The sequence below is a fragment of the uncultured Sphingosinicella sp. genome, assembly GCF_963974575.1.
Taxonomy (GTDB): Bacteria; Pseudomonadota; Alphaproteobacteria; order Sphingomonadales; family Sphingomonadaceae; genus Sphingosinicella.
The window spans coordinates 148,267-172,480 of the sequence record NZ_CAXBBQ010000002.1 but is presented as its reverse complement, the minus strand read 5'-3'; the positions used below and the strand labels follow the sequence as shown (position 1 = coordinate 172,480).

General features: G+C 65.1%; 24 protein-coding genes. 10 read left to right on the top strand and 14 right to left on the bottom strand.

All coding sequences use genetic code 11. The features are described 5' to 3' along the window. Window positions 1–39: 39 nt before the first annotated feature. From AAC014_RS03925 to AAC014_RS03915, 3 genes are read left to right on the top strand one after another with little or no spacing between them, the layout of a single operon-like run. Entirely contained in the window at window positions 40–594 is a 555-nt protein-coding gene (locus AAC014_RS03925; RefSeq protein WP_339704294.1) for a DUF1285 domain-containing protein, read from the top strand. Then, window positions 591–1,193 carry a CoA pyrophosphatase gene (locus tag AAC014_RS03920; protein ID WP_339704292.1) on the top strand — a complete coding sequence of 201 codons (603 nt, stop codon included), beginning with the start codon at window positions 591–593 and terminating at the stop codon, window positions 1,191–1,193. Before AAC014_RS03925 ends, AAC014_RS03920 begins: the two co-directional genes overlap by 4 nt. After that, window positions 1,190–2,380, top strand: coding sequence for a CCA tRNA nucleotidyltransferase (locus AAC014_RS03915; protein ID WP_339704290.1), 1,191 nt, complete (start codon window positions 1,190–1,192; stop codon window positions 2,378–2,380). Before AAC014_RS03920 ends, AAC014_RS03915 begins: the two co-directional genes overlap by 4 nt. Here the strand turns inward: AAC014_RS03915 and AAC014_RS03910 are convergent. The 3 genes from AAC014_RS03910 to AAC014_RS03900 all read right to left on the bottom strand — a co-directional run bounded on the left by AAC014_RS03910 (window position 2,321) and on the right by AAC014_RS03900 (window position 7,562). After that, the gene (locus AAC014_RS03910; RefSeq protein WP_339704288.1) at window positions 2,321–4,147 is read right to left on the bottom strand and encodes an EAL domain-containing protein; all 1,827 of its coding nucleotides are present in this window, start codon (window positions 4,145–4,147) and stop codon (window positions 2,321–2,323) included. The genes AAC014_RS03915 and AAC014_RS03910 overlap by 60 nt on opposite strands. Window positions 4,148–4,300: 153 nt before the next feature. Beyond that, a complete protein-coding gene (gene parC, locus AAC014_RS03905; protein WP_339704286.1) occupies window positions 4,301–6,586 on the bottom strand; it encodes a DNA topoisomerase IV subunit A in 2,286 nt (761 codons plus the stop codon). Window positions 6,587–6,629: 43 nt separating this feature from the next. Beyond that, window positions 6,630–7,562, bottom strand: a complete 933-nt coding sequence (locus AAC014_RS03900) for a LysR substrate-binding domain-containing protein (protein ID WP_339704284.1) — start codon at window positions 7,560–7,562, stop codon at window positions 6,630–6,632. Between the two features lie 101 nt (window positions 7,563–7,663). On the opposite strand from AAC014_RS03900, the gene AAC014_RS03895 reads away from it, so the two are divergent. After that, window positions 7,664–7,822: a hypothetical protein gene (locus AAC014_RS03895; protein ID WP_339704282.1), complete on the top strand. Its 159-nt coding sequence runs from the start codon at window positions 7,664–7,666 to the stop codon at window positions 7,820–7,822. 4 nt (window positions 7,823–7,826) lie between these two features. On the opposite strand, the gene recO is transcribed toward AAC014_RS03895, so the two are convergent. Beyond that, on the bottom strand, window positions 7,827–8,552 hold the full coding sequence (gene recO / locus AAC014_RS03890; protein WP_339704281.1) for a DNA repair protein RecO: 726 nt from the start codon (window positions 8,550–8,552) through the stop codon (window positions 7,827–7,829). A 58-nt stretch (window positions 8,553–8,610) separates the two neighbouring features. On the opposite strand from recO, the gene AAC014_RS03885 reads away from it, so the two are divergent. Continuing rightward, the gene (locus tag AAC014_RS03885; protein WP_339704279.1) at window positions 8,611–9,432 is read left to right on the top strand and encodes an arylamine N-acetyltransferase; all 822 of its coding nucleotides are present in this window, start codon (window positions 8,611–8,613) and stop codon (window positions 9,430–9,432) included. Window positions 9,433–9,580: 148 nt separating this feature from the next. On the opposite strand, the gene AAC014_RS03880 is transcribed toward AAC014_RS03885, so the two are convergent. From AAC014_RS03880 to lepB, 4 genes are all read right to left on the bottom strand, one after another. Further along, window positions 9,581–10,807 (bottom strand): alpha/beta hydrolase, encoded by a 1,227-nt coding sequence (locus tag AAC014_RS03880; RefSeq protein WP_339704277.1) that lies wholly within the window; start codon window positions 10,805–10,807, stop codon window positions 9,581–9,583. Between the two features lie 106 nt (window positions 10,808–10,913). Then, window positions 10,914–11,813: a GTPase Era gene (gene era, locus AAC014_RS03875; RefSeq protein ID WP_339704276.1), complete on the bottom strand. Its 900-nt coding sequence runs from the start codon at window positions 11,811–11,813 to the stop codon at window positions 10,914–10,916. Further along, on the bottom strand, window positions 11,810–12,472 hold the full coding sequence (gene rnc / locus AAC014_RS03870; RefSeq protein WP_339704275.1) for a ribonuclease III: 663 nt from the start codon (window positions 12,470–12,472) through the stop codon (window positions 11,810–11,812). Before rnc ends, era begins: the two co-directional genes overlap by 4 nt. After that, on the bottom strand, window positions 12,472–13,239 hold the full coding sequence (lepB, locus tag AAC014_RS03865) for a signal peptidase I (RefSeq protein WP_339705334.1): 768 nt from the start codon (window positions 13,237–13,239) through the stop codon (window positions 12,472–12,474). Before lepB ends, rnc begins: the two co-directional genes overlap by 1 nt. A 137-nt stretch (window positions 13,240–13,376) precedes the next feature. Between lepB and pgi the strand changes: the two genes are divergently transcribed. Then, entirely contained in the window at window positions 13,377–14,903 is a 1,527-nt protein-coding gene (pgi, locus tag AAC014_RS03860; RefSeq protein ID WP_339704273.1) for a glucose-6-phosphate isomerase, read from the top strand. On the opposite strand, the gene AAC014_RS03855 is transcribed toward pgi, so the two are convergent. Then, a complete protein-coding gene (locus AAC014_RS03855; RefSeq protein ID WP_339704271.1) occupies window positions 14,900–16,195 on the bottom strand; it encodes a PLP-dependent transferase in 1,296 nt (431 codons plus the stop codon). The two genes, pgi and AAC014_RS03855, sit on opposite strands and share 4 nt — an antisense overlap. Window positions 16,196–16,332: 137 nt before the next feature. Here AAC014_RS03855 and typA point away from each other — a divergent pair, with 137 nt between their 5' ends. After that, window positions 16,333–18,159: a translational GTPase TypA gene (gene typA, locus AAC014_RS03850; protein WP_339704269.1), complete on the top strand. Its 1,827-nt coding sequence runs from the start codon at window positions 16,333–16,335 to the stop codon at window positions 18,157–18,159. 19 nt (window positions 18,160–18,178) lie between these two features. Here typA and AAC014_RS03845 read toward each other — a convergent pair whose 3' ends face one another. From AAC014_RS03845 to AAC014_RS03835, 3 genes are all read right to left on the bottom strand, one after another. Beyond that, window positions 18,179–19,537, bottom strand: a complete 1,359-nt coding sequence (locus tag AAC014_RS03845; protein WP_339704267.1) for a serine hydrolase domain-containing protein — start codon at window positions 19,535–19,537, stop codon at window positions 18,179–18,181. A 110-nt stretch (window positions 19,538–19,647) separates the two neighbouring features. Continuing rightward, window positions 19,648–19,860: a hypothetical protein gene (locus AAC014_RS03840; RefSeq protein WP_121048128.1), complete on the bottom strand. Its 213-nt coding sequence runs from the start codon at window positions 19,858–19,860 to the stop codon at window positions 19,648–19,650. Window positions 19,861–20,062: 202 nt separating this feature from the next. Further along, window positions 20,063–20,596 (bottom strand): PAS domain-containing protein, encoded by a 534-nt coding sequence (locus AAC014_RS03835; protein ID WP_339704263.1) that lies wholly within the window; start codon window positions 20,594–20,596, stop codon window positions 20,063–20,065. 89 nt (window positions 20,597–20,685) lie between these two features. On the opposite strand from AAC014_RS03835, the gene AAC014_RS03830 reads away from it, so the two are divergent. Continuing rightward, the gene (locus tag AAC014_RS03830) at window positions 20,686–21,192 is read left to right on the top strand and encodes a prolyl-tRNA synthetase associated domain-containing protein (protein ID WP_339704261.1); all 507 of its coding nucleotides are present in this window, start codon (window positions 20,686–20,688) and stop codon (window positions 21,190–21,192) included. Continuing rightward, window positions 21,189–22,028, top strand: coding sequence for an S-formylglutathione hydrolase (fghA, locus tag AAC014_RS03825; RefSeq protein WP_339704259.1), 840 nt, complete (start codon window positions 21,189–21,191; stop codon window positions 22,026–22,028). Before AAC014_RS03830 ends, fghA begins: the two co-directional genes overlap by 4 nt. Here fghA and AAC014_RS03820 read toward each other — a convergent pair. Further along, on the bottom strand, window positions 22,025–22,627 hold the full coding sequence (locus AAC014_RS03820; protein WP_339704257.1) for a hypothetical protein: 603 nt from the start codon (window positions 22,625–22,627) through the stop codon (window positions 22,025–22,027). The genes fghA and AAC014_RS03820 overlap by 4 nt on opposite strands. A 93-nt stretch (window positions 22,628–22,720) precedes the next feature. Between AAC014_RS03820 and AAC014_RS03815 the strand changes: the two genes are divergently transcribed. Then, the gene (locus tag AAC014_RS03815) at window positions 22,721–23,710 is read left to right on the top strand and encodes a zinc-dependent alcohol dehydrogenase family protein (RefSeq protein WP_339704255.1); all 990 of its coding nucleotides are present in this window, start codon (window positions 22,721–22,723) and stop codon (window positions 23,708–23,710) included. Here AAC014_RS03815 and AAC014_RS03810 read toward each other — a convergent pair. Then, window positions 23,707–24,195 (bottom strand): flavin reductase family protein, encoded by a 489-nt coding sequence (locus AAC014_RS03810; protein WP_339704253.1) that lies wholly within the window; start codon window positions 24,193–24,195, stop codon window positions 23,707–23,709. The two genes, AAC014_RS03815 and AAC014_RS03810, sit on opposite strands and share 4 nt — an antisense overlap. Window positions 24,196–24,214 lie beyond the last annotated feature (19 nt).

The following is a 24,214-nucleotide window of genomic DNA, read 5'->3' as shown; positions in this document are numbered from 1 at the left end:
GGTTACAATCATCGCTGCGCGCGATAAGGGTGGCAAGCCATGATCGACACACGTCCTACCCTCGACAGACCGGCGTCGCTCGCCGAAATCGCGCAGGCGGCGGCGGAGCTGAAGCTGCCGCCGGTGGAAAGCTGGCATCCGGAGCGCACGGGCGACAGCGAAATGCGGATCGCGCGGGATGGAACGTGGTTCCATCAGGACGCGCCGATCCCGCGCCCGGAGATGGTGCGGCTGTTCTCCACGATTCTCCGCCGCGAGGCCGATGGCCGTCATGTGCTCGTAACGCCCGCCGAAAAGCTCGACATCGCAGTGGAAGATGCGGCGTTCATCGCCGTCGCGGTGGCGAGCGAGGGCGAAGGCGAGGCGCGCCGCCTCGGTTTCACGCTTAATACCGGCGATCCGGTGGTCGCGGGGCCGCAGCATGGAATTTCGCTGCGGGACGGGGCGCCCTACCTCCACGTGCGCGGCGGGCTGGAGGCGCGGATCGCGCGGCCGGTCTATTATGAACTCGCCGAGATCGCGATCGCCGAGGGCGGCGATCCGCCCGGCGTGTGGAGCGAAGGCGTCTACTTCGCGCTGATGGATGCCGCATGAGCAGCGATCTCGACTGGATACGCGCGCGCCTGCGCCGCTACGAGCGCATCCCCGGCCATCTGCCGCAGTTCGGGGATGACATCGACAATTTCGACACGGAGCTTTTGGGCGCGCTGACGCCAGCGGCGGTGCTGGTGCCGGTGATCGCGCGCCGCGAGCCGACGCTGCTGTTCACCAAGCGCAATGCCAACATGCGCCGCCACGCCGGACAGGTCGCGTTTCCGGGCGGTCGGCTCGATCCCGGCGAGGATGCGGTGCGCGCGGCGCTGCGCGAGGCCGAGGAAGAAACGGCGCTGCCTCCGGTGCATGTCGAGGTCGTTGCCCCGATCGACGACTATGCGACCGGAACGGGTTTCCGCGTGACGCCGGTGGTCGGCATCATCCCACCGGACCTCGCGCTGATGCCGCACGAGGCGGAGGTCGAGAGCCTGTTCGAAGTGCCGCTAGATTATGTGCTCGACGCGTCGAAGCACGAACGGCGCACGGGCGAGTGGAAGGGTCGAGAGCGCACCTTCTACGTGATCCCCTGGCGCGACGGCGACATATGGGGCGCGACGGCGGGCATGGTCGTCAACCTCGCGCGAATCCTGACGCAATGAAGCTCCCGCCGCAGGCATGGGCGGAAACGCCGGGCGGCAGCACGGTGCTGCACGCGCTCGACGCCGAAAGCGGCACGACGCGGCTGGTCGGCGGCGCGGTGCGCGATGCACTGCTTGCGCTACCGGTGACGGACGTCGATCTCGCGACCGCGCTCTCACCCCAGGAGGTGACGCAGCGGCTGGAGGCAGCGGGCGTGCAGGTGGTGCCGACCGGCATCGCACACGGCACGGTGACAGCCGTAACCCCCGACCTCATCATGGAGGTCACGACACTGCGCCGCGACGTTTCCACCGACGGGCGCCGCGCGACCGTAAAGTATACAGCTGACTGGCGCGAGGACGCGGCCCGGCGCGATTTCACAATCAACGCGCTCTATGCCCGGCTCCCCTCGGGCGAGATCGACGACTGGTTCGGCGGACTAGTTGATCTACATGCAGGCCGCGTCCGCTTCATCGGGGAGCCGCTCCAGCGCATCGCCGAGGATCACCTGCGCATCCTGCGCTTCTTCCGCTTCCACAGCCGCTTCGGCCGCGGCGCGCCGGACGCGGCGGGGCTTGCCGCCTGTGCGGCGCGGGCGAACGACCTGATGGCGCTGTCGCGCGAACGCATCCGCGACGAACTGTTCCGTATCCTTGCGCTGCCCCGCGCGGCGGAGACGATCGGGCTGATGCTGTCGCTCGGCGTTCTGAAGCCAGTGCTCCCGGAAATCACGGCGGAGCGGGTTTCGAGTCTCGCAGCGCTGGCGGCGCGCGAGGCGGCGTGGGGCGTTGCGCCCGATCCGGTCCGACGCTTTGCCGCGCTGCTACCGCAGCGTCCCGGGCTGGGCACGGCGTTCGGCGCGCGGCTTCGGCTGTCGCGGCGTGATACGGCGCGGCTCGATGCACTTGGCCTTCCCGACCCGGCGCTCCCCGGTGATCCCTACGCCGCTGCCTATTTCAGCAGCGTGGAGACAGCGCGGGATCGCCTGCTGCTGCTCGGTGATGAGGGCCATGCGGCGTGGACCGCGCTCGAAGGCTGGGAGCGTCCCGCAATGCCGGTGAGCGGCAAGGATATCATCGCGCGCGGCGTTGCGCCCGGCCCGGAGGTGAGCCGCCGTCTTCAGCGCTTCGAACGCGATTGGGTGGCGTCAGGATGCCCGCTCGACGCTTTGCGCATCGATGCTCTGCTCGCCGCCGCTCTCTCCTGACGGACCGCAAACGCCCTTGTTGATGAACGCTTCGGCTTCCTTCGCCGCCATGGGCCGCGCGAAGTAAAAGCCCTGCGCGGAGTCGCAGCCGAGCGCGCGAAGACGTTCTGCCTGGCTATATTCCTCGACGCCTTCGGCCACGGTCGTCATGCCGAGATTGCGCGCGAGGGCAATGATCGTGGTGACGATCTTGTGGCTGTCGTCAGACTTCATCATTCCGGCGATGAACGACTGGTCGATTTTCAGAACGTCGATCGGCAGCTGCTGCAGGTAGCTGAGCGATGAATAGCCGGTGCCGAAATCATCCATCGCGATGCTGATATCGAACTGCTTGAGCTTGGTGAAAATCTGACGCGCCAGCTCCGGGTTCTCAACGATGGCGCTTTCGGTGAGCTCAACCTTGAGCGCACCGCCGGGAAGGCCGGATGCGACGAGTGCGGCTTCGACCGCGCCGACGATATCGTCCTGCGCGAGCTGTAGCCCCGAAACGTTGACGCCGACGTTGAGGTCCATCGCGCCCGGGCATCGCTTGCGCCAGTCTGCGAGCTGCATGCATGCGGTTTCGATCGCCCAGCGTCCGAGCGGGACGATGAGACCTGAATCCTCGGCAATAGGGATGAAGTCGGACGGGGAAATCATGCCGCGTTCGGGATGGTTCCAACGGGCGAGCGCCTCGAAACCGCCCAGGCGTCCCTCGGCGAGGTTCACATAGGGCTGGAAGGCGAGTTCAAGTTCCTTCCGGTCGATTGCCTTCCGAAGATCGGCTTCGATGCGGAACATGTCGCGCGCGACGCTGTGCGCATTCGACTGGTAGATGGCGATGCCGCCGCGCCCGCGCGATTTGGCGGTATGCAGCGCAAAATCGGCATCGCGGATCAGGTCTTCCGAATAGCGGCGGGACGAGAAGGTCGTTGCGATGCCGACACTCGCCGAGACGAAACACTCGCCGCCGGTAATGACGAAAGGCGATTTGAGCGTGCTCTGGATGCGCTCGACGACGCGGATCGTATCTTCGGGCGCGTCGATGTTCTTGACGAGCACGGCGAACTCGTCGCCGGAAAGGCGCGCGAGGCAATCGTTGGCACGAATACAGGGCAGCAAGCGACGCGCCATGGCAGCGAGAAGCTCGTCGCCGACGATATGGCCGAGATTCTCGTTCACGCGCTTGAAACGGTCGACGTTGATGACTGCGACGGCGAGGTGCGACTTCAAGCGACCTTCAAGAGCATCCTCTAGCTGTTCGATGAACAGAACGCGGTTGGGGAGGCCGGTGAGCGCATCGTTCAGCATCGTCTGCCGGAGATTGCGCTCGGCCTGGATCTCCGGCGTGCGGTCGCGTACCGCGATAACAACGCGGGCCGGGGCGTCGCCTGTGAGTGGCAGCGGCGAGATATGCGCGGAAAGGTGGCGCTGTCGCGGGCTTTCCGAAACGGTCCAGTCGATCTCCCGCTTGGCGCCGCGCGGATCCTGCAGCAGCGATTCTACGGCGACCCCGATACGCGGGTTCTCGTTCAGAAGGCGGATGCGCGGGAGGCCGAGCCCGATCACCTGATTGTGTGGATAGCGCGCCCAGCTTTCGAAGGTGGCGTTGGACGACAAGCACACGGGAATGCCGTCGCGGCCGGCCTGGAAGATGAGCACACCGACGGGCAGCGTATCGATGACACCTTGAAGTATCGCTTCGGCGGCGGCCTCGGCTGCGGGTTCAATGCCGCCGATATTATCTGCCGCCGAACCTGCCGCTCCTATCGCGCGTTTCGACTGCATCTTTCCCTTCACTCGCGACTCTGCCCGCTGTTTCCCGGCCTCAGATCACGCGAAGGCCGGCACCGGTTTTGAAAGGAATGGCACGCATGAAATTAAGGAGCCGTAAAGCGCAGTTATGCTTTGGAAATAAAGTTAACTTGCAAAACGGGATTATCAGTCGAAGCGATTGTTCCGCGGGAAACCCATCGGCGGCAGGCGGCCGACCTGTGCGCGTGCGCCGAGCCAGTTGGCGAGGTCGGTTTCGGTTCTGGTGCGGCCTTCCTTGCCGCCCATCGTCCACGAAAGCCCGTCCGCAAGGCGGAAGGGAAGGACGTCCGAAAGCCCGCCATCGCGGTATTTCTGCAGCGCGACACCCTGACCGCGTGCCATCACGGGGATTTCTCCTATCGGCACGATGAGCAGCTTGCGGTTCTCGCCGATGAGCGCGAGGTGGTCGTCCGTCGCTGCGATCGGACGGATGCTGTGCAGCTTTGCGCCCTTCTTGAACGTCACGACCTGCCGCCCCTTGCGGGTTTCGCCGAGCAGATCCTCGTTCGTGGCAATGAAGCCGCGCCCATCACTCGATGCGAGCAGTACGCGCATTTCGGGGCGTGCCGGGAGAACGGTCGCGATCGCGGCGTCGCCCTCGATATCAACGAGGAGCCTGAGCGGCTCGCCGAAACCGCGCCCGCCGGGGAGCTTGTCCGCGCCCACGGTGTAGAAACGGCCGTTATCGGCGGCGATGAAGATCTTGTCGGTCGTTTGCGCATGGAACGCGAAGGCGGGGCCGTCGCCCTCCTTGAACTTGAACGCTTCCGGGTCGCTGAGGTCGAGATGGCCTTTCATCGCGCGCGCCCAGCCCTTGGCCGAGACGACAACGGTGATCGGTTCTTTCTCGATCATTGCTTCAAGCGGGATTTCGCGCGTTGCCGAGGCCTCTTCGATCCGCGTGCGACGAGCGCCGAGCACGGTTTCGAAGCCATAGCGTTCGCGAAGCACCGCGAGGTCGCGCTTCAGGCGCGTGCGCTGGCGTGCCGGGCTGTCGATTAGCGCGACAAGGCCTTCGCGTTCCTTCGCAAGATCGTCGCGTTCCTTGCGGATTTCCATCTCTTCGAGGCGGCGGAGGCTCCTGAGGCGCATGTTGAGAATGGCTTCGGCCTGCCGGTCGTTGAGGCCGAATTCCGCCATCATCACGGCTTTCGGCTCGTCCTCGGTGCGGATGATCTCGATGATGCGATCGAGATTGAGGTAGGCGATCAGGTAGCCGTCCAGCAGCTCGATCCGGTCGTCGATCTTCGCCAGCCGGTGGCGCGAACGGCGCAGGAGCACGGCGATCTGGTGGCTGAGCCACTGCGTGAGCACGTCTTTCAAGCTCATCACGCGCGGCGTGCGCTCCGCATCAAGTACGTTGAGGTTGAGTGAGAAGCGGGTTTCAAGCTCGGTGAGGCGGTAAAGGCTCTCCACCAACACCTCGGGCTCGACGTTGCGGCTCTTCGGCACGATGACGATGCGGATCGCCTCGTCGCTCTCGTCCCGCACGTCTTCGAGAATGGGCAGCTTCTTGTCGGCGATGAGCTGCGCGATCTGCTCGATCAGCTTGCCCTTCTGCACGCCATAAGGGATTTCGGTGACGATGAGCTGCCATGTGCCGCCGGAGAGCTTTTCCGGCTCCACCACCCACTTGCCCGTTGACGGGTCTTCGCGCCCGGCAAAGCGCGCCCGGACGCGGAAGCTGCCGCGGCCGGTGGCATAGGCCTCGCGGATGCTGGCCGGGCCATCGACGATGAGTGCGCCGGTGGGGAAATCGGGGCCTTTCACATGTTCGAGAAGCTGATCCAGCTCGGCCGCGGGCTGATCGATCAGGAGCACGGCGGCGTCGATGAGTTCGGCGGCATTGTGCGGGGGGATCGAGGTGGCCATGCCGACGGCGATGCCGCTGGCGCCGTTCGCGAGCAGGTTCGGGAACAGGCCGGGCATCACCTCCGGCTCTTCATCCTCGCCGTTATAGGTGGGGCGGAAGTCGGTCGCGTCTTCGTCGAGGCCGGCCATCAGATCGATGGCAACCTGCGTCAGCCGCGCCTCGGTGTAGCGGTAGGCGGCGGCGTTATCGCCGTCGATGTTGCCGAAATTGCCCTGACCGTCGACAAGCGGGTAGCGCAGCGAAAAGCTCTGCGCGAGGCGCACCATCGCGTCGTAGACAGCGACGTCGCCGTGCGGATGGTATTTACCGATCACGTCGCCGACGACGCGCGCACACTTCTTGTAACCCTGACCCGGATCGAGCTTCAAAAGCCGCATCGCCCACAGCAGCCGGCGGTGGACCGGCTTCAACCCGTCGCGGACGTCCGGCAGCGAGCGCGCGGTGATCGTGGAGAGCGCGTAGACCAGATAGCGATCGGCGAGCGCGTCGCCGAAAGGTGCTTCGATGATGTTCGATTCAGGGTCGAGAAGTTCGGTCATGGGAGGGCGATAGCAGGCCGAACGAAGCGATGCGAGCCTTCCGTCAGGCGCGTGCGGCGGGATACTCGTAGTTGCCGAACGGATCGCTTGCCGCCTCGCGCGCAGCCTCCGCGAGAAGCCATTCCCGGAACGCCTTCACCTTGGGCCGTGTGCCTGTGTGCTCTGGATAGACAAGCCAGTAGCTGCGGTGATCGAACACCGTCTCCCCGAAAACGGGGACGAGCCGTCCGGCGGCAATATCGTGCGTCCAGAACAGCGGATTGAGCAGGCCGATGCCATGCCCCACCATGATCGCCTGCATCTCCATGATCTGGGAATCGAGCCGAAGTCCGGGCGCGGGGCGATCTTCGATATGCGCGGCATCGAAACACCCGCGCCAGACCGACCACCATTCGTCGCCCGCGCTGATGCGCGGCAGACGGAGCACGTCGTCGACGCTCCGGATCGGTGGATGCGCGGCGAGGAAAGCGGGGCTCGCAAAGGCGCGGAGGGCGTCGCGCATGACAAAATGCGACGTGAGACCCGGCCAATCGCCATGCCCGAGGCGCAATGCGACGTCGACATCCTCGCGCGCGAAATCGACGAGCTGGTTCTGGCTCTGCAGGCGAACGGCAAGCGACGGCCGCGTCACCTGAAATGCGCCGAGCCGGGGCGCGAGCCAGTTTGCCGCCATGGAGACGGTACACGAGATGGTGAGCACGCTTTCCGTTTCCTGCCGCACGGCGCGGAATGCCTCCTCCATCGTGTCGAAGGCGCCCGACAGCAAAGGCGTGATGCGTGCGCCGATATCGGTGAGCCTCACGCCGCCGCCGGTTCGGAAGAAGAGCTTATGGCCAACGCGTTCCTCAAGCAGACGCACCTGATAGCTGACGGCCGCCTGCGTCATGCCGAGTTCTTCGGCGGCGCGTGTAAAATGCCCGTGACGTGCCGCAGCCTCGAAGGCGCGGACGGCGGCAAGGGGCGGTAGGCGGCGCATAGGCCTATCATAAGTTTAGCTTATGAATGGCGTCCATCGTTTTGTTGGTTTCAGAGGTGACGCACGGGCACAGTCCACGCATTGAAACACGGAGACTTGCGATGCGTGATGAATTCGACATGCGGCTGATGACCGAGCACCGCTCCGCCCTCTACGGCTTCGTGGAAGGCGTTGTCGTTTCGCTGGTTAGGGTGATGTGTCAGCTGAGCGCCATCCAGTGGCGCGCGCCCTGGCGGCCGGAACAGCCGCGCTGCCGCTGACGCCCTACCGCTTCAGCCGCGCTTCGATCCTGTCGCGTGCGGCGGTGAGGTTCGCGGCGCGGCGGCCGGTGAGGAGATCGCGTTCGATGAAATGGCGGGCGATGCGCAGGGCTTCGGCGATGTCGTCCTCGCTTGCCGCGCCGCCGTTCGCGATGAAGGCGGGCAGGCGGAACAGGCGGTCCGCATAGGGCGCGCCTGCGATTGCGCTTACCGCGCGGCCGGTTTTCGGGGACACGAAAGCGAGATCTTCCGTCTGCCCTGTCGCGGCGCAGGTGGAAAGATCGAGGCCGAAGCCCAGCTCGGCGAGAAACAGCAGCTCGAAGCGCGCGAGCGCCGCGAGCGTGACGAGCGGATCATCCTGAAGCTCTGCGAGGTCGAGCACCGATTCGAACGTTTCGTGGACGCGCGGGTAGGGGTGGCCTTCGGGGAGCAGCGTGGCGGCGAGGCCTGCCAGCCACTCGACAAGCGCCAGCGCCAGCGGATCGAAGGCGAGCGCGGCGCGGGAGCGCACGATCTCCACGCCTGCGCGCGCAAGCTGCGTTTCCGTACGCCCATCGAGTCGAAGCCGCACGCGCGTGCCAGGCGAAAGCGCCGGACGCAGCCGCTGCGAGCGCCCGCCCGGCACATAGGCAGCGACGAGTCCCGCCTCTGCGGTGAGGAAGCGCACGACCGCCCCGTTCTCGCCGTGAGCAATGGCAGCGCAGACGAGGGCTTCGGCATCGAGGTGCATTGGCGGATCATCGCCGAGGCGCTAGAGGCGCGTCAAACGATATACGGGCCTTACTCTTATGCTGACCGAACTGACACCTGAACAGATGGACCGCTACTGCGCACGCATCGGCGTGTCGCGTGAGGGCACGCCCGATCGCGATCGCCTTGCCGCCTTTCAGCGCGGTCACGTGCACAGCTTCACATGGGAAGTGCTCGACGCGTTCATGGGCTGGCCGAACGCGATCGACCCGGCGGCGGCGTTCGACAAGATGATCGACGGCACACGCGGCGGCTGGTGCTACGAGATGAACGGGCTTCTGGGCGCTGCGCTTTCGGCGGCAGGCTATCGGGTGACACGCCTGTGCGGCGGCGTAAACCGTGCCGCGCTGGGTGACCTTGCGGTGGGCAACCACTTGACGCTGCGCGTAGACCTTGATCGGCCCTGGTTGGTAGAGGGCGGCCTTGGCGACGCGCCGGCGCGGCCGATCCCGCTCGCGATCGGCGATCACCGCGAGGACGACCACGACTTCGGTATCGAAGCGGCGGACTCGGATTGGCTACGCTTCCGCAACCAACGCTTCGGCGCGGCGCCGAGCTTCGACTTCAAGGCCGACTACGCGGACGAACCGCAGCTTGCGGCACAGCAGGCGTGGCTGATGGCTGACGACGGCTCGCCGTTCCGAAACAACCTCGTCGTGATGCGGCACTTCGATGGCCGTATCGAATCGATCGTCAACCGCACGCGGCGCACGGTGACGGCGAGCGGCATGACCACGGAAACGATGACGAGCGCTGACGACCTCGCGGCGGCGCTCGGCGGTGTGTTTGGGCTTCAGGTGCCGGACGTCGCGGCGGTGTGGGCGAAGGTGGAAACGTTGCCGAAGGGTGAGTTCGAGTAGCGGCTTACGCGGCGCCAAGTACGACATAAATGCCGACGCCAATGACGAGTGCGGCGAAAATACACTCCAGCAACGCCTTGCGGCAGGAGAGGCGCGCGGTCGACCGCGACAACCGAACATCCGGATCCATCTCGCGCCGGCCTTCGGATTATTGCCTTTTTGGCTGGAGACCGGCGACCAGCTTCCCGAATGCCCGCGCCGTTTCCCCGGCCGCGCGATCGGCTTCCTGGGTAACGGCGGTTTGCTGGAGGAAGCCGTGCGGCAGGGCCGCATACTCCATGTAGACGGTGTGTACGCCCGCCTTTTTCAAAGCCGCTGCGTACGCGCGGTCTGAATCTCTCAGCGGATCAAAGCCGGCAGCGGCAACGAGCGTGGGCGGCATTATCGTGAAGTTGTCGGCCAAAATCGGCGAGATCTCGGGCTGAGACAAATCCATCTCCGGAAACACACGCTGGTGCACATAATTCGTGAAGGGCTCGTCGAGACCGAAGCCGTTCCAGAACAGGCGCGCAGAAGCGTAATGGATACGCATGATGGGCACGCTGCGGTTATCGACGGCAGCGTAGTAAAGCAGCTGACACGCGGGTTTCGGCTTTCCAGCCTTGTGGGCCCTGGCAGTCACCACAACCGACATGTTGCCGCCAGCGCTGTCGCCGCCCACGCAAATGCGCGAGGTGTCGCCATTCAATCGGCCAGCATTTTCCAATGCCCAATAGTAAGCATCTTCAGCATCGTTCCATGACGCGGGATACGGGTTTTCCGGCGCGAGCCGGTAATCGGTCGAAATGATCATCACCCCGGCTTCGTCCGCCAGCCGTCGCATGGCGCGGTCCACAGCCTCGATGTTGCCGAACAGCCAGCCGCCGCCGTGATAGTAGACGAGAACCGGAAGCGGGCTTTCCGCCCTGGGCCTGTAAATGCGGACAGGAATGGGCTTGCCGTCCCTTGCCGTGACGGTTTCGTTCGTTATCGACGCGAGTTCTGGCCCCACCTTTGTGCGCCGAATCCAGCGCTGGTTTGCGTCCTCGCGGGTCTCCATGGCGCTTTGCGGCTCATCAATGGGGTCCGCTTCCGGTTTTTCGGGCCGGTCTTTCGCCTCTTGCGCTTCTGTTTCCGCCGCCACCCGTGCTTTGTGGAAAAGATACTGCATTCGAAGGTCGAGTGTCTGACCATCAAGAACGATCCGCTCGCCGCCAACCTGCTCCAGAACCCAGCTGTCGGGCTTTCTGGCGAGATCGGCGATTTCCTGATCCTCCGGGTGGGCGATGCGCGCCGCGCTGCCTGCCGGAACGGGTGCGTCGAGCGGCTTTTGCTGTTCGCACGCCGAAACAGCGAGGGCGAAAGCGGAAATGGTGCATAGATGGCTGCGGATCAACATGGCCTCCCTTGAAAGCCGGTCAATCGTGGCAGGCATACATCAGGGAGCAATGCTGCAGGCGGGCAATTTCCCGTCCAGATGGGTAACGCCGGGGCGGTCGCCCTCAATCCACCCAGCCGAGGCCCATGTCCCGATAGGTTTCCCGGTCGTCTGCCCAGTCGGGCTTCACCTTAACATTCAGGAATAGGTGAACGCGACGCTCGAGCAGCGTTTCCAGTTCGGCGCGGGCGGCGGAGCCGATGGCGCGGATGCGGGTGCCGCTTTTGCCCAGCACGATGGCTTTCTGCGTGTCGCGCTGGACGAGAATCTGCTGGTGAATCTTCACGGAGCCGTTCTTTTGCTCTTCCCACAGCTCGGTTTCCACAGTGGAGGCGTAAGGGAGTTCCTCGTGGAGCTGGCGGTAGAGCTGTTCGCGCGTGATCTCGGCCGCGAGGAGTCGCGTAGTGATGTTGGAGACCTGATCTTCCGGGAAGTGCCACGGGCCTTCGGGGAGCGCGGCGGCGAGCGTGCGGCGGAGATCATCGATGCCATCGCCGGTGACGTTGGAAACCATCAGCGTTTCGGCGAAGTCGACGCGGCGGTTCGCTTCGGCGGCGATGGGGAGCAGGCGCTCTTTCGCAGCGATATCGACCTTGGTGATGGCGAGCATCTTGGGCTCGGGCCGGTTTGCGAGAACTTCGAGTATAGCGTTCGTCTCCTCGGAGATCGCGCGCTTGCCATCGATGACGAGGAGCACGATGTCCGCGCCCGCGGTGCCTTCCCAGGCGGCGTGGACCATCGCGCGGTCGAGGCGGCGCCTCGGCTGGAAGATGCCGGGCGTGTCGACGAGGAGGATCTGCGTCTCGCCCTCGATCGCGAGGCCCATCAGGCGCGTGCGTGTCGTCTGCACCTTGGGGCTGACGATCGCGACCTTCTGGCCGACGAGCGCGTTCACAAGGCTCGACTTACCCGCGTTCGGCGCGCCGACCACCGCAACCACACCGCAAAAGGTCTTCTCGCTCATTCACCCGTCTCCCGCGCGAGCAGCGCGATTGCCGCCTGTTTCTCCGCTTCCTGCTTGCTCGAACCGTCCGCCTCTGCTGGCGTATAGCCGCGCACGGTGACACGAACGCGGAAACTCGGCGCATGATCCGGGCCGGAGCGACCAACGACCTCGTAAACGGGTATCGGCAGGCGCTTCGCCTGCGCCCATTCCTGAAGCGCAGACTTGGGATCGCGCGGCGCTGAGGCCGGGCGATCGAGGTGAGCGGCCCAGGTGGCGCGGATGAAGGCTTCGGCGGCGGGGAGGCCACCATCGACGTAGAGCGCGCCGATCAGTGCCTCGCAGATGTCGCCGAGCACATTGTCCGACCGGTGCACACCCGCCTGCCGCGCGGCGGTATCCATGCGGATCATCGGGGGTACGCCCACGGCGCGCGCGACCTCCGCGCAGGTTCCTTTGTCGACGAGCGCGGCGAAGCGGCGGGCAAGCTCGCCCTCTGTCTCGTCGAAACGCTGATAGAGCCATGCGGCGACGACACAGCCAAGCACGCGATCACCGAGGAATTCGAGCCGTTCGTAATTGCGTTTGCGCCCTCCACCATGCGTGAGCGCGGTTTCAAGCAGCTTTGTATCGCTGAATTCGTGGCCGAGTGCCTCTCGTGCCCACGCCGTGCTGTCCATCAGAAGAGGCGCCCGATGCGCTCCCAACGCGCGGCGGAAACCCATGTCCACGGCATGACCCAACTTGCCGAGCCGTCGGTCGAGAAGAACATGATCTCGGCACGGCCGACGAGATTTTCCGCAGGCACGAAGCTGATGCCACCCTCGGCGAAGCTGAAGCGGCTGTCAGAGCTGTTGTCGCGGTTGTCGCCCATCATGAAATAATGGCCTTCAGGCACCACGAACGGGGCCGTATCGTCGCCCGCGCTCATCGGGTCGCTGTCGAGCACGAAATAGGTGCGGCCGCCGGGTAGCGTTTCTTCGAAACGCATGTAACGGCACATGCGCTCGCCGCTCGCGTCGACGAACACTTCGCCCTTGAGGCAGGCCATGTTCGGGCTCTGCGGCACGACGAAATCGGCGACGCGGCGCTTGGGCACGGCATCGCCGTTCAGGTAAAGCGTACCGCCGCGCATCTGAACGATGTCGCCGGGCAGGCCGATTACGCGCTTGATGAAATCCGTGCGGTTGTCACTCGGCGTCTTGAACACAGCGATGTCGCCGCGCTCCGGCGCGCTGCCGCCGATGCGACCTTCGAAGATCGGCGGGCCCATCGGGAAGGAATAGCGGCTGTAGCCATAGGGCCATTTCGCCACGAACAGATAATCGCCGACCAGCAGACGCGGCAGCATCGATTCGGACGGGATGTTAAAGGGTTCGTAGCCGAACGAGCGTAAGAACAGCGCGATCAGCACCGCGCCGACGATGGTTCTGAGGCCTTCCTTCATCGAACCGAGCATCTGTTCACCGCGCGCCTGATGGACTGCGCGGGCGGCTTCGGTAGAAGGGTCTACGGTTTCGGGATCGCTCACAGGGCGGCACTATTGGCCCCGGTCCGGGGTGTCAAGCAAGGAGCGGAGGGCGGATGGACGAGCGAAGTGCGGCCTGGGCGGCGGCAACGGAGGCAGCGAGCGAGGTTCCGACGCTGAGCGCGCTATTCGCGGCGGAAGCGGATCGGGTAGGGCGGCTTTCGGTGGACGTCGCCGGGCTCCATTTCGACCTTTCGAAAATGCATTTGTCGAAGGCGGCAGAGGCGGCGCTTACGGGGCTGCTGGGGGCTTCGGACTTCGAATCCCGGCGTGCGGCGCTGCTTTCCGGCGCGATCGTGAACCCGAGCGAGGTGCGCGCGGCGACGCACACGGCGGAGCGCGGTTCAGGCAGTGGGCCAGCGGTTGCGGCTGCAGCCGACGCGCGGCACGCGATGCAGCGGCTGGTGGACCGCGTGGAGGGCGGGACGTTCGGCGAGATCCGACATATCTTCCACATCGGCATCGGCGGCTCGGCGCTTGGCCCCGCATTGCTGGTGGATGCGCTCGGTGGTGAGGGCGCGCGCTATGATACGCACATCATTTCCAACATCGACGGCGTGGCGCTGGAGCGTGCGATGCGTGCCTGCGACCCCGCGCGGACGCTCGTGGTGGTGGTGTCGAAGACATTCACGACCGTCGAGACCATGACCAATGCCGAGAGTGCGCGGGACTGGATCGGTAGTGCGGAGCGCTTCGTTGCGGTGACAGCGGCGCCTGAGAAGGCTGCGGCATGGGGCGTGGCGCGCGAGAATGTGCTCGGCTTCGCGGAAAGTGTCGGCGGCCGCTATTCGCTGTGGTCGGCGGTGGGCGTGACAGCAGTGCTCGGTCTCGGATGGGTGGCGTTCGAGGCGCTGCTGGCGGGGGCGCGAGAGATGGACACGCATTTTGAAACCACGCCCGTCGCGGCGAACGCGCCGGTGCTCGCGGCGATGGTGGATGTGCTCTACGCGGCCTTCCTTGGTGCCGAGACGCGCGCGGTGTTCGCTTATGACGAGCGGCTGCGGCTGCTGCCGTCGTTCCTCCAGCAGCTTGAGATGGAAAGCAACGGCAAGCGCGTGGATACGGCGGGGAGGGCGCTCCAGCACCCGAGCGCCGCGATTACGTGGGGCGGCACGGGCACGGATGCACAGCACGCGGTGTTCCAGCTTCTGCATCAGGGCACGCATCTGGTGCCGGCCGAGTTCGTGATGGTGAAGACGCCGGGGCACGGGCTGGGCGCGGCGCATCACCGGCAGCTGCTGGCGAATGCTGTCGCGCAGGGGGCGGCGCTGATGCGCGGGCGGACGACCGAAGAGGCATTGGCGGTGAGCGGCGGTGATGCGGGGCTCGCGGCCGCGAAGACGTTTCCGGGCAACCGGCCGTCGAGTGCGATCGTGCTTGAAACGCTGGACCCGCACACGCTCGGCGCGCTCATCGCTTTCTATGAGCACCGCACGTTTACGGCAGCGGTGCTGCTCGGCATCAACCCGTTCGATCAGTGGGGGGTGGAGCTCGGCAAGGAGATGGCCCGCGCCGCTTTGGAAGGCAGCGCGGGGGAAGGGTTTGATGCATCCAGCCGCGCCTTGCTGGCGCGGGTGCTTTAGGCCCCGGCGGCCACCAGCGCCTGTTCGATGTCGGCGATGATGTCGTCAATGTATTCGAGGCCGATCGAGAGTCGCACGTAGCCCGGGGAGACGCCGGTGGCGATCTGGTCAGCTTCCGAGAGCTGCGAGTGCGTCGTCGAAGCGGGGTGGATGGCGAGGCTGCGGGCGTCGCCGATGTTCGCGACGTGGTAGAGCAGCTTGAGGTTGTCGATGAAGGCGCGGCCGGCCTCGCGGCCGCCTTCAAGCTCGAAGCCGAGCAGGCCACCGTAGCCGCCAGAGAGATACTTGTCGGCGTGGGCGCGGGCTTCGCTATCCTGAGCTGAAGGATGAATAACCTTCGTTATCCCCTTGCGCTTCTTCAGATAGTCGGCAACCGCCTGCGCGTTGCTGCAATGGCGTGGCATCCGGAGCGGCAGGGTTTCGAGGCCCTGCAGAAGCTGGAAGGCGTTCATCGGCGACAGCGCAGCGCCGAGATCGCGCAGCAACACGGTGCGGGCGCGCAGGATGTAGGCGATGGGGCCGAGCGGCTTCACCGCCTGCGTCCAGACAGCGCCGTGGTAGCTCGGGTCCGGCGTATTGAGCGTCGGGTGACGCTCAGGCTTCGCTTCCCAATCGAAATTGCCGCCATCGACGATGAGGCCGCCGATCGAGGTGCCGTGGCCGCCGATATACTTCGTTGCCGAATAGACGACGATGGCGGCACCGTGGTCGAACGGGCGCGCGAGCAGTGGCGCGGCGGTGTTGTCGACGATGAGCGGAATGCCGAGCCCGCGACCGAGTGCGGCGACCTCACCGATCGGGAAGACACGCAGCTTCGGGTTCGGGAGCGTCTCGGCGTACCAGGCGCGGGTGCGCTCGTCGCTGGCGCGCACGAACGCCTGCGGATCGGCGGGGTCGACGAAGCGGACGTCGATGCCCTGATCCCGAAGCGTGTTCGCAAACAGGTTCCACGTACCGCCGTAAAGATCTGTGGAACTGACAATATTGTCACCGGCGCGGGCGAGATTTTGGATCGCAAATGCCGACGCCGCCTGACCCGACGCGACCGCGAGCGCCGCAACGCCACCCTCGATCGCGGCAATGCGCTGCTCGAGGATGTCGGTCGTGGGGTTCATGATGCGCGTGTAGATGTTGCCGAGCTCGGACAGCGCGAACAGGTTCGCGGCGTGCTCAGTGCTTTTGAACTGGTACGAGGTCGTCTGATAGATCGGAGGGGCCACCGCGCCCGTCGTCGGGTCCGCGCGCCAGCCGGCATGAAGTGCCAGCGTTTCGGGGTGCAGGCTGTTGGTCACGGGCGATCCTCCTTGTTGGTTTTGAAGCTCTAATCGGGTGACGGGGGCTTCGCCAAGAGGTGACACGCCTTGCTGCGATGCAGCAGGTGCTGTATGCGCGCGCCAAATCCGTTTCCTCGAATCTGAAAGAGACCCCCATGGGCCTTCGCAACGTGGCAATCATCGCCCACGTCGACCACGGCAAGACAACGCTCGTTGACCAGCTGTTCCGCCAGTCCGGCACCTTCCGCGATAATCAGCGCGTTGAAGAGCGCGCGATGGACTCGAACGACCTCGAAAAAGAGCGCGGCATCACGATTCTCGCGAAGTGCACCTCCGTCGAGTGGACGCACGGCGGCGAGACGACGCGCATCAATATTGTCGATACGCCCGGCCACGCCGACTTCGGCGGCGAGGTGGAGCGAATCCTCTCGATGGTGGACGGCGTGATCCTGCTCGTCGATGCCGCCGAGGGGCCGATGCCGCAGACGAAGTTCGTCACCGGCAAGGCGCTCGCGCTCGGGCTTCGTCCGATTGTCGTCGTCAATAAGGTCGATCGTTCGGACGCGCGCGCCGATGAGGTGCTCGACGAAGTGTTCGAACTGTTCATGGCGCTCGACGCGAGCGACGAGCAACTCGACTTCCCGGCGCTGTTCGCCAGCGGGCGTGGCGGTTATGCGGGGCTTTCGGCGGACGTGCGCTCGGGCGACCTGACGCCGCTGTTCGAGAAGATCGTGGAGCACGTGCCGGCGCCGGATGCCGATCCGGCAGGGCCATTCGCCATGCTGGCGACACTGCTCGACCGCGACAACTTCCTTGGCCGTATCCTCACCGGCCGCATCACCAGCGGCAAGCTTTCGGCGAACATGCCGATCCGCGCGCTCGACCCCGAGGGCAAGGTCGTCGAGGAAGGCCGGGCCAGCAAGGTGTTCGCGTTCCGCGGGCTTGAGCGCGTGCCGGTGGAAAGCGCCGAGGCGGGCGACATCGTCGCCATCGCCGGGCTTTCGACGGCAACCGTCGCCAATACGATTGCCGAGCCTTCGGTGACGGCCGCGCTGCCCGCGCAGCCGATCGACCCGCCGACACTCGCCATGACCTTCGCCGTCAACGACAGCCCGTTCGCAGGCCGTGAAGGCAGCAAGGTGACGAGCCGCATGATCCGCGATCGCCTGCTGCGCGAATCGGAGGGCAACGTCGCCATCCGCGTCACCGAAAGCGCCGACAAGGACAGCTTCGAAGTGGCGGGACGCGGCGAGCTTCAGCTTGGCGTGCTCATCGAGACGATGCGCCGCGAGGGCTTCGAGCTGGGCATCTCGCGTCCGCGCGTGCTGTTCCGCGATGGCCCGAACGGCCGCGAAGAGCCCTACGAGACCGTCGTGATCGACGTCGACGAGGAGCATTCAGGCACGGTCGTCGAGAAAATGGCGCTACGGAAGGGCGAGATGACCGACATGCGCCCCTCGGGCGGCGGCAAGACCCGGCTGACGTTCATCGCGCCGTCGCGCGGGCTCATCGGCTACCACGGCGAGTTCCTGTCCGACACGCGCGGCACCGGCATCATGAACCGGCTGTTCGACAGCTACGGCCCCCACAAGGGCCAGATCACGGGCCGCCAGAACGGCGTGCTGATCTCGATGGAGCAGGGCGAGGCGGTCGCCTATGCGCTGAATGCGCTCGAAGATCGCGGCATCCTGTTCATCTCGCCGGGCGAGCCGCTGTATCAGGGCATGGTGATCGGCGAGAACGCGAAGCCTCAGGATCTTGAGGTCAACCCGCTGAAATCCAAGCAGCTGACCAACTTCCGCGCATCGGGCAAGGACGATGCGATCCGCCTGACGCCTCCGAAGCGCATGACGCTGGAACAGGCGATCGCCTACATCGACGACGACGAGCTGGTTGAGGTGACGCCGAAGTCTATCCGCATCCGCAAGCGCTTCCTCGATCCGCACGAGCGCAAGCGCGAATCGCGCAAGGCGGCAGCCTGAACGCGCGGCGGCTAGACTTCTAGCCGCCGTCCGCCAGTCGCGCGAAGGTGATGCCGCGCACGCGGTCCGTGCCGAGCGTGAAGCTGGCGCGGTCATCCGAGAATTTGAGCGTCATCCCATCCCCGCGATAGACACCGTCCGGGGCGAGCGTGAAGTTCAACGGTGCGCCTTTCGTGGTGTAGGGCGAGGTGATCGCCGCCGTCAGCGCGGGGCCTTTTGTGCTGATATCGTAGGTCGCCTGTAGCTCGTCCGAATAATAGCGGCCGCTGGGCGACGCTGTGTTGGGCGCCAGGATATTGCCTTCGATAAGTTCGAGGATGGCGTCGGCCTTTTCCACGGGATTCCAGTCGCTTCGATTGCAAAACACCGCAATGCCGAGGCGGCGGTCGGGCAGGCGCTGATACTGGTTGAGAAAGGCTTCGGCGCCGCCGCTGTGCTGGACGAATTTCTGCCCACGGCGTTCGCCGATCATGAGACCGCCGGCGTACGCCTGCAGGCTCGGCTTGCGGACGGCGGGTTCGCCGTTCGTGAAGCGCCCCGGTTCGAGCATGATGGCGCTGACGGCGGGGGTCCAGACCTTGTGGCCGATCTCGATATCGTACTCATAGCGCGCGAGGTCGTTGATCGTGGTCATCAGCCCGCCCGAACCGCTGATCAGCGGATAGGTGTCACGAATCTCGAAGCCGCCGTCTTTGGCCTTGTAGCCGTGCGCGACCTTGCCCTCGGGGCGGGCGCCGTTCATGAAAACGCTGTTCTTCATGCCGAGCGGTTTCAGTACGGCCTTCGCGGCATAGTCGCTGAAAGGCATACCGGAGACGCGTTCGACGATTTCCGCAAGCAGCAGATAGCCGCCGTTCGAATAGGTGAAATCGGTGCCTGGGGTGAAATTGGTGGCTTTCTGGCGCAGCAGCAGATCAAGCGCTTTGGCCTTGGTGAACGTCGCCGCATCGTCGCTGCCCGACCAGCGCGCCAGCGCCAGCCAGTCCCGAACCCCCGAGGTATGGTGGATCAGCATCTGGACGGTGACCGGCACTTCGTAGACGGGCAGTTCTGGAAGGTATTTCCGAATGTCGTCGTTGAGGCCGAGCTTGCCTTTTGTGATGAGGGTCGCGGCGGCAAGGACCGTGAACTGCTTCGAGACCGACGCGGCATAGATCAGCGTGTCGCCATCGAGCGGCCGTTTCGCCTCCACATCCGCCATGCCGGATGCAGTGACGAACAGCGGCTTGCCGGCCTTGAACGCGCCGACCGCGCAGCCCGGCGCCGCAGCGGCGCCTGAATCGGAAACGAGCTTCCTGACGGCATCAAGATCGGTCGCCGCGGCTGGAGACGCAGCCGTCGTGGCAATGAGTGCAACAAGAACACAGGACCGTTTCATGAATACCCCTCCAACTGAACGAACGGAGAGGGAAGGGCATCAGGCCCTACGCCGCAAGAGCGTATCTCGAAGGCTCGCTATAACCGCCGGTTATCTGGCGACGTGCGCTCTCAGGCTGCGACCAGTACGCCGAGATCGGTGAGAAAGTCTGCGCCGCCCGTCTGCTGGAGCGGCAGCGCGGTTGCGCAGAAGGCGCACTCGGCAGAGCTGCGGCCGATGTACCAGTTCGTGTGCCCGCAGCCGGGGCAGCAATTGACCTTCGACGGGCGGTATACAAGCCGGTAGCCCTGCTTTGAGCCATCATAGGCGCGCGTGTCGAGCATGGTCCTCGTCCTTTCAACTCGGCGCCGATAGAGGGCGCCTTGTCGCTGGAACACGCAAGGAGGGTGCCAGTTCCGCATGTGGCGGAAATTGCAGCGTTCTGAGGATTGGAGGTCACAGGATTGTAAGGTTTCTCGACCCGTCTGTGCCGCAATGGGACAAGTCGGCGCGTCGATGCGAACCCGTAACGTCTTGATTTCGTGCTCAGCCGCTCAGCACGTGAAGCTGGCCAGGCTGCGGGATGAGCATACCGTACCATTCAAGGAACTTGCCGTTGCCGTCGCGCACCGCCGCGCCGGTGGCGCTGAATGTCGCGTAGGCGCCGTCCCGCTGCAGCATCCGCATGAGCGCACCGCGCGGCACACCGCTCTGAATCGCGAGCGCGAGGGCCGATTTGATGTTCGCGACATCTTCCGGATGCGTGAAGCTTTGCCAGCCGGCGCCCAGCGCGTCCTCGGGCGGGCGGCCTGTTAAACGCGTGAAGCTGTTGTTGATGTAGGTGACATCACCCTTCGAATTGCACGCGAAGATGATGACGGGAACGGCTTCGACGATCGATTCGAAGCGCTGCTTGATGATCTGCAGGCATTCGACCTCCGCGCGCAGGCGGCGGATTTCGCTCTCCTTGCGGGTGAGTGCGGCCTCAGAGCGAATACGGACGTGATCGACCGCCTTGCGGACGAAATCCAGTTCCTCGGAACTGGGCGAAAGACCCGGCCGTTCTATCTCCCGGCCCATGACCATTCTCCAGAAAAATATCACTCGTGCAAACATACTGGCATGTGAGGGTTAATGCGCTGTATGCGCCGGGCCGAAAGGGGCTCTTTGTGACATCGAGGGAAACGGAACTGGACACGGCGCTTGGTGCGCTCGGCGTCGCTTTCACAAAGCACGAGCATCAGGCTGTGTTTACCGTGGGCGAGAGCGAGGCGCTGCACCATGCGATCGCCGGCGCGCACACCAAGAATCTCTTCCTGAAGGACGAGGCGGGCGCGTTCTTCTTGGTGACGATCCCGGCCGAAGCGCGGGCGAACCTGAAGGCTCTGCCGGCCGTGATCGGATCACGGCGGCTGAGCTTCGGTAAGGCGGAGGACATGGAGCGTCTGCTCGGCATTACGCCGGGATCGGTGACGCCGCTCGCCGCATTCAACGATGCGGGCCGCGTGGTGAGTGTGGCGCTGGATGCGGCCCTCGCGGCGGCGGAGACGGTGAACGTCCACCCCTTGCGCAACACGGCGACGGTCGGCATGTCCGGGCCTGACCTTGTGCGAGCGCTCGAAGCGTGGGGCCACACACCGATCATCGCCCAAATTCCTGTTCTGGAGGACAAATGACCATCGAAACCGTTTCGACGAACCGCAGCTTCGGCGGCACACAGGGCGTCTACAAGCACAGCTCGCGCGAAACCGGTACGCCGATGGTGTTCAGTGTGTTCGTTCCCGATCATGTCCCGGGCACGAAGCTGCCGGTCGTGTGGTATCTTTCGGGACTCACCTGCACGCACGCGAACGTCACTGAAAAGGGCGAATTCCGGCGCGTGTGCGCTGAGCTCGGCCTAATCTTTGTGGCGCCCGACACGAGCCCGCGTGGCGATGACGTGCCGGACGACGAGGCCTACGACTTCGGCAAGGGCGCAGGCTTTTACGTGGACGCGACCGCCGCGCCCTGGGCGGCGAACTTTCGGATGCGCAGCTATATCGAGCGCGAACTGCCAGAAGTGATCGGCGCACACTTTCCGGCGGACATGTCGCGGCAGGGCATCATGGGCCATTCCATGGGTGGCCATGGCGCGCTCACCATCAGCCTGCGCAATCCGGGCCGGTTCCGCGCGACGTCAGCCTTCGCGCCGATCGTCAGCCCGCTTCAGTGTGCGTGGGGCGAAAAGGCGCTTGGCGGCTATCTGGGGGCGGACCGTGCGGCCTGGCGCGAATACGATGCCTGCGCGCTGATCGAGGACGGCGCTCGCGTGCCGGAGCTGCTGGTAGACCAGGGCGGGGCGGACAATTTCCTGAAAGAACAGCTGAAGCCGGAGCTCCTCGAAGCCGCGTGCGCGAAGGCGGACATTCCACTGATGCTGGGGATGCGCGAAGGCTATGACCACAGCTATTACTTCATCTCGACGTTCATGGAGCCGCACCTGCGCTGGCACCATGAACGGCTGACGCGTTAGCTGAGGCTCTCTTCCTTTTCGCTTCGCAGAGCATCGCGGAAGGATTCAAGGCGCGCGCGGTAGCCCTCGGCATCGCCGTATTCCAGGAAGGCCTGGTAGCGCTGGTGTGCTCCGCTGACCCTGATCGCGTGCTTGATCGGGCACCAGTATTGCTCGGTGCGCGCGGCGATTTCGCGCACATAGCTGACGACGCCGTTGCCGTAGCTGCAATAGGCGCAGTTCAACGCCTCGATCCAGTTGAGGTAAGCGAGGTGTCCGCGATCGAAAGCGATATGGTCGCTACGGCGAACGCGCGGGATGCCGTAGGCGCGGAAGCAGATCGCCTGATAGATGCTGACCCAAATGTCGATCAGCGCGAACGGCACGATCATCGAGTAGATCACCGGCGCCGTCACGATCGTGCGCCACGAGGAGCGGGCAATGAACTGCGTGAGGTCCATGCGCAGACGCCGATGCTCGGCGACAATGCCCTGCTCGAACTCGACGAAGCGCGCCTTAAGCGACCAGCCGAGCGCCTTGCGGCGGCGCTCGATCTCGCGGTCCAGCTCCTGTTGCAAGCGGACGATCTCGTGCGCCAGTTCCTCGATACGCCCCGTCATGTACTTCCCCCGGCAGCCGATACGGCACGATGGTAATCTGACGCATTGCACGACTCCAGACGGCAGGTCACGTTTGGCCGAGGAGAAACGACGATGGCGATCATGCGCGCGGCTGAGCTTGCCGGGCCGGGACAGGCTTTGAGGATCGTGGAGCGTCCCGTGCCTGTGCCGGGTAGGGACGAGGTGCTTATCGCCGTATCGGCTTGCGGCGTGTGCCGCACCGATCTGCACGTGATGGATGGGGATATTCCGGCGCGTTATCCGATCGTGCCGGGGCATGAGATCGTCGGGCGCGTGGTCGACATAGGTGCGGGCGTGACTGGGTTCTCGATCGGGCAGCGCGTCGGCGTGCCGTGGCTGGGGCACACGTGCGGCCACTGCCCCTATTGCGCGGCGGAGCAGGAAAACCTCTGCGACCATCCTGAATTCACCGGCTGCACGCGCGACGGCGGCTATGCAACGCATGTCGTGGCGGACGCGCGCTATTGCTTCCCGATCCCCGAGCGCTTCTCCGACGTGGAGGCCGCGCCGCTGCTTTGCGCGGGGCTGATCGGCTGGCGCGCGCTGAGGATGGCGGGGGAGGGGCGGCGCATCGGCCTCTACGGATTCGGCGCTGCGGCGCACGTGCTGGCGCAGGTCGCGGTGTGGCAGGGGCGCGAGGTCTACGCGTTCACCAAGGCGGGAGACGCGGAGGCGCAGGTGTTCGCGCGGTCGCTCGGCTGCGTGTGGGCGGGATCATCGGAAGAGGCGCCGCCCGCGGAGCTCGATGCGGCGCTGATCTTTGCGCCGGTCGGGGCGCTCGTGCCTGCTGCGCTCAAGACGGTGCGCAAGGGCGGGCGCGTGATCTGCGCGGGCATCCATATGAGCGACATTCCGGCGTTTCCCTACGCCGACCTGTGGGGCGAGCGGGTGATCCGATCGGTTGCGAACCTGACGCGTGAGGACGGAACCTCGTTCTTCGAGGTCGTGGAGAAATCCGGGCTGAAGACGGTGACGGAAACGTTCAGCCTCGAACAGGCGAACGTCGCACTCGAACGGCTGCGGGCGGGCAGGCTTTCCGGCGCTGCGGTGATCGTGCCCTAAGCGGGAACGCGCGTGTAGCGGCCATCCACGTAAAGCAGCGGATCGACGACATCGCCAACGGTGACGGACTGCACGCGGCCGATCACGATCGTGTGCGTGCCGTAGGCGAAAAGGCCATCCTGCTTGCAGACGACATTCGCCTGCGCGCCGCCGAGCAGGGGAAGGCCACCCGGACCATCGCGCCAGTCGCCGCAGGCGAAGCGTTCAGCGCCCTTGGCGCCGCCGCCGCAAATGCGTGAAATATCCTCCTGATCGGCGGAGAGGATGTTGATCGCAAAGTCCGCGCCCGCCGCGAGGGGCGCGTGCATCGAGGCTGATCGGTTGACACAGACGAGCATCGACGGCGGGTCCATCGACATCGCTTCAACAGCGGTCGCCGCCATCAGGAAGCGCTCGTCCTCGTGGCGGGTGCTGATGACGCAGACCGTTGTGGCGAGTCGACGCAGCGCCTGCTTGGTTGCACCGACGAGATCGATTTCATCCAATGCGCTTCTCCTGCTCCCC

Excerpts from the sequence above, each read along its gene's own strand:
- AAC014_RS03925 (WP_339704294.1), top strand. The coding sequence starts at position 40 with ATGATCGACACACGTCCTACCCTCGACAGACCGGCGTCGCTCGCCGAA.
- AAC014_RS03920 (WP_339704292.1), top strand. The coding sequence starts at position 591 with ATGAGCAGCGATCTCGACTGGATACGCGCGCGCCTGCGCCGCTACGAG.
- AAC014_RS03915 (WP_339704290.1), top strand. The coding sequence starts at position 1,190 with ATGAAGCTCCCGCCGCAGGCATGGGCGGAAACGCCGGGCGGCAGCACG.
- AAC014_RS03910 (WP_339704288.1), bottom strand. The coding sequence starts at position 4,147 with ATGCAGTCGAAACGCGCGATAGGAGCGGCAGGTTCGGCGGCAGATAAT.
- parC (WP_339704286.1), bottom strand. The coding sequence starts at position 6,586 with ATGACCGAACTTCTCGACCCTGAATCGAACATCATCGAAGCACCTTTC.
- AAC014_RS03900 (WP_339704284.1), bottom strand. The coding sequence starts at position 7,562 with ATGCGCCGCCTACCGCCCCTTGCCGCCGTCCGCGCCTTCGAGGCTGCG.
- AAC014_RS03895 (WP_339704282.1), top strand. The coding sequence starts at position 7,664 with ATGCGTGATGAATTCGACATGCGGCTGATGACCGAGCACCGCTCCGCC.
- recO (WP_339704281.1), bottom strand. The coding sequence starts at position 8,552 with ATGCACCTCGATGCCGAAGCCCTCGTCTGCGCTGCCATTGCTCACGGC.
- AAC014_RS03885 (WP_339704279.1), top strand. The coding sequence starts at position 8,611 with ATGCTGACCGAACTGACACCTGAACAGATGGACCGCTACTGCGCACGC.
- era (WP_339704276.1), bottom strand. The coding sequence starts at position 11,813 with ATGAGCGAGAAGACCTTTTGCGGTGTGGTTGCGGTGGTCGGCGCGCCG.
- rnc (WP_339704275.1), bottom strand. The coding sequence starts at position 12,472 with ATGGACAGCACGGCGTGGGCACGAGAGGCACTCGGCCACGAATTCAGC.
- lepB (WP_339705334.1), bottom strand. The coding sequence starts at position 13,239 with ATGAAGGAAGGCCTCAGAACCATCGTCGGCGCGGTGCTGATCGCGCTG.
- pgi (WP_339704273.1), top strand. The coding sequence starts at position 13,377 with ATGGACGAGCGAAGTGCGGCCTGGGCGGCGGCAACGGAGGCAGCGAGC.
- typA (WP_339704269.1), top strand. The coding sequence starts at position 16,333 with ATGGGCCTTCGCAACGTGGCAATCATCGCCCACGTCGACCACGGCAAG.
- AAC014_RS03845 (WP_339704267.1), bottom strand. The coding sequence starts at position 19,537 with ATGAAACGGTCCTGTGTTCTTGTTGCACTCATTGCCACGACGGCTGCG.
- AAC014_RS03840 (WP_121048128.1), bottom strand. The coding sequence starts at position 19,860 with ATGCTCGACACGCGCGCCTATGATGGCTCAAAGCAGGGCTACCGGCTT.
- AAC014_RS03835 (WP_339704263.1), bottom strand. The coding sequence starts at position 20,596 with ATGGGCCGGGAGATAGAACGGCCGGGTCTTTCGCCCAGTTCCGAGGAA.
- fghA (WP_339704259.1), top strand. The coding sequence starts at position 21,189 with ATGACCATCGAAACCGTTTCGACGAACCGCAGCTTCGGCGGCACACAG.
- AAC014_RS03820 (WP_339704257.1), bottom strand. The coding sequence starts at position 22,627 with ATGACGGGGCGTATCGAGGAACTGGCGCACGAGATCGTCCGCTTGCAA.
- AAC014_RS03815 (WP_339704255.1), top strand. The coding sequence starts at position 22,721 with ATGGCGATCATGCGCGCGGCTGAGCTTGCCGGGCCGGGACAGGCTTTG.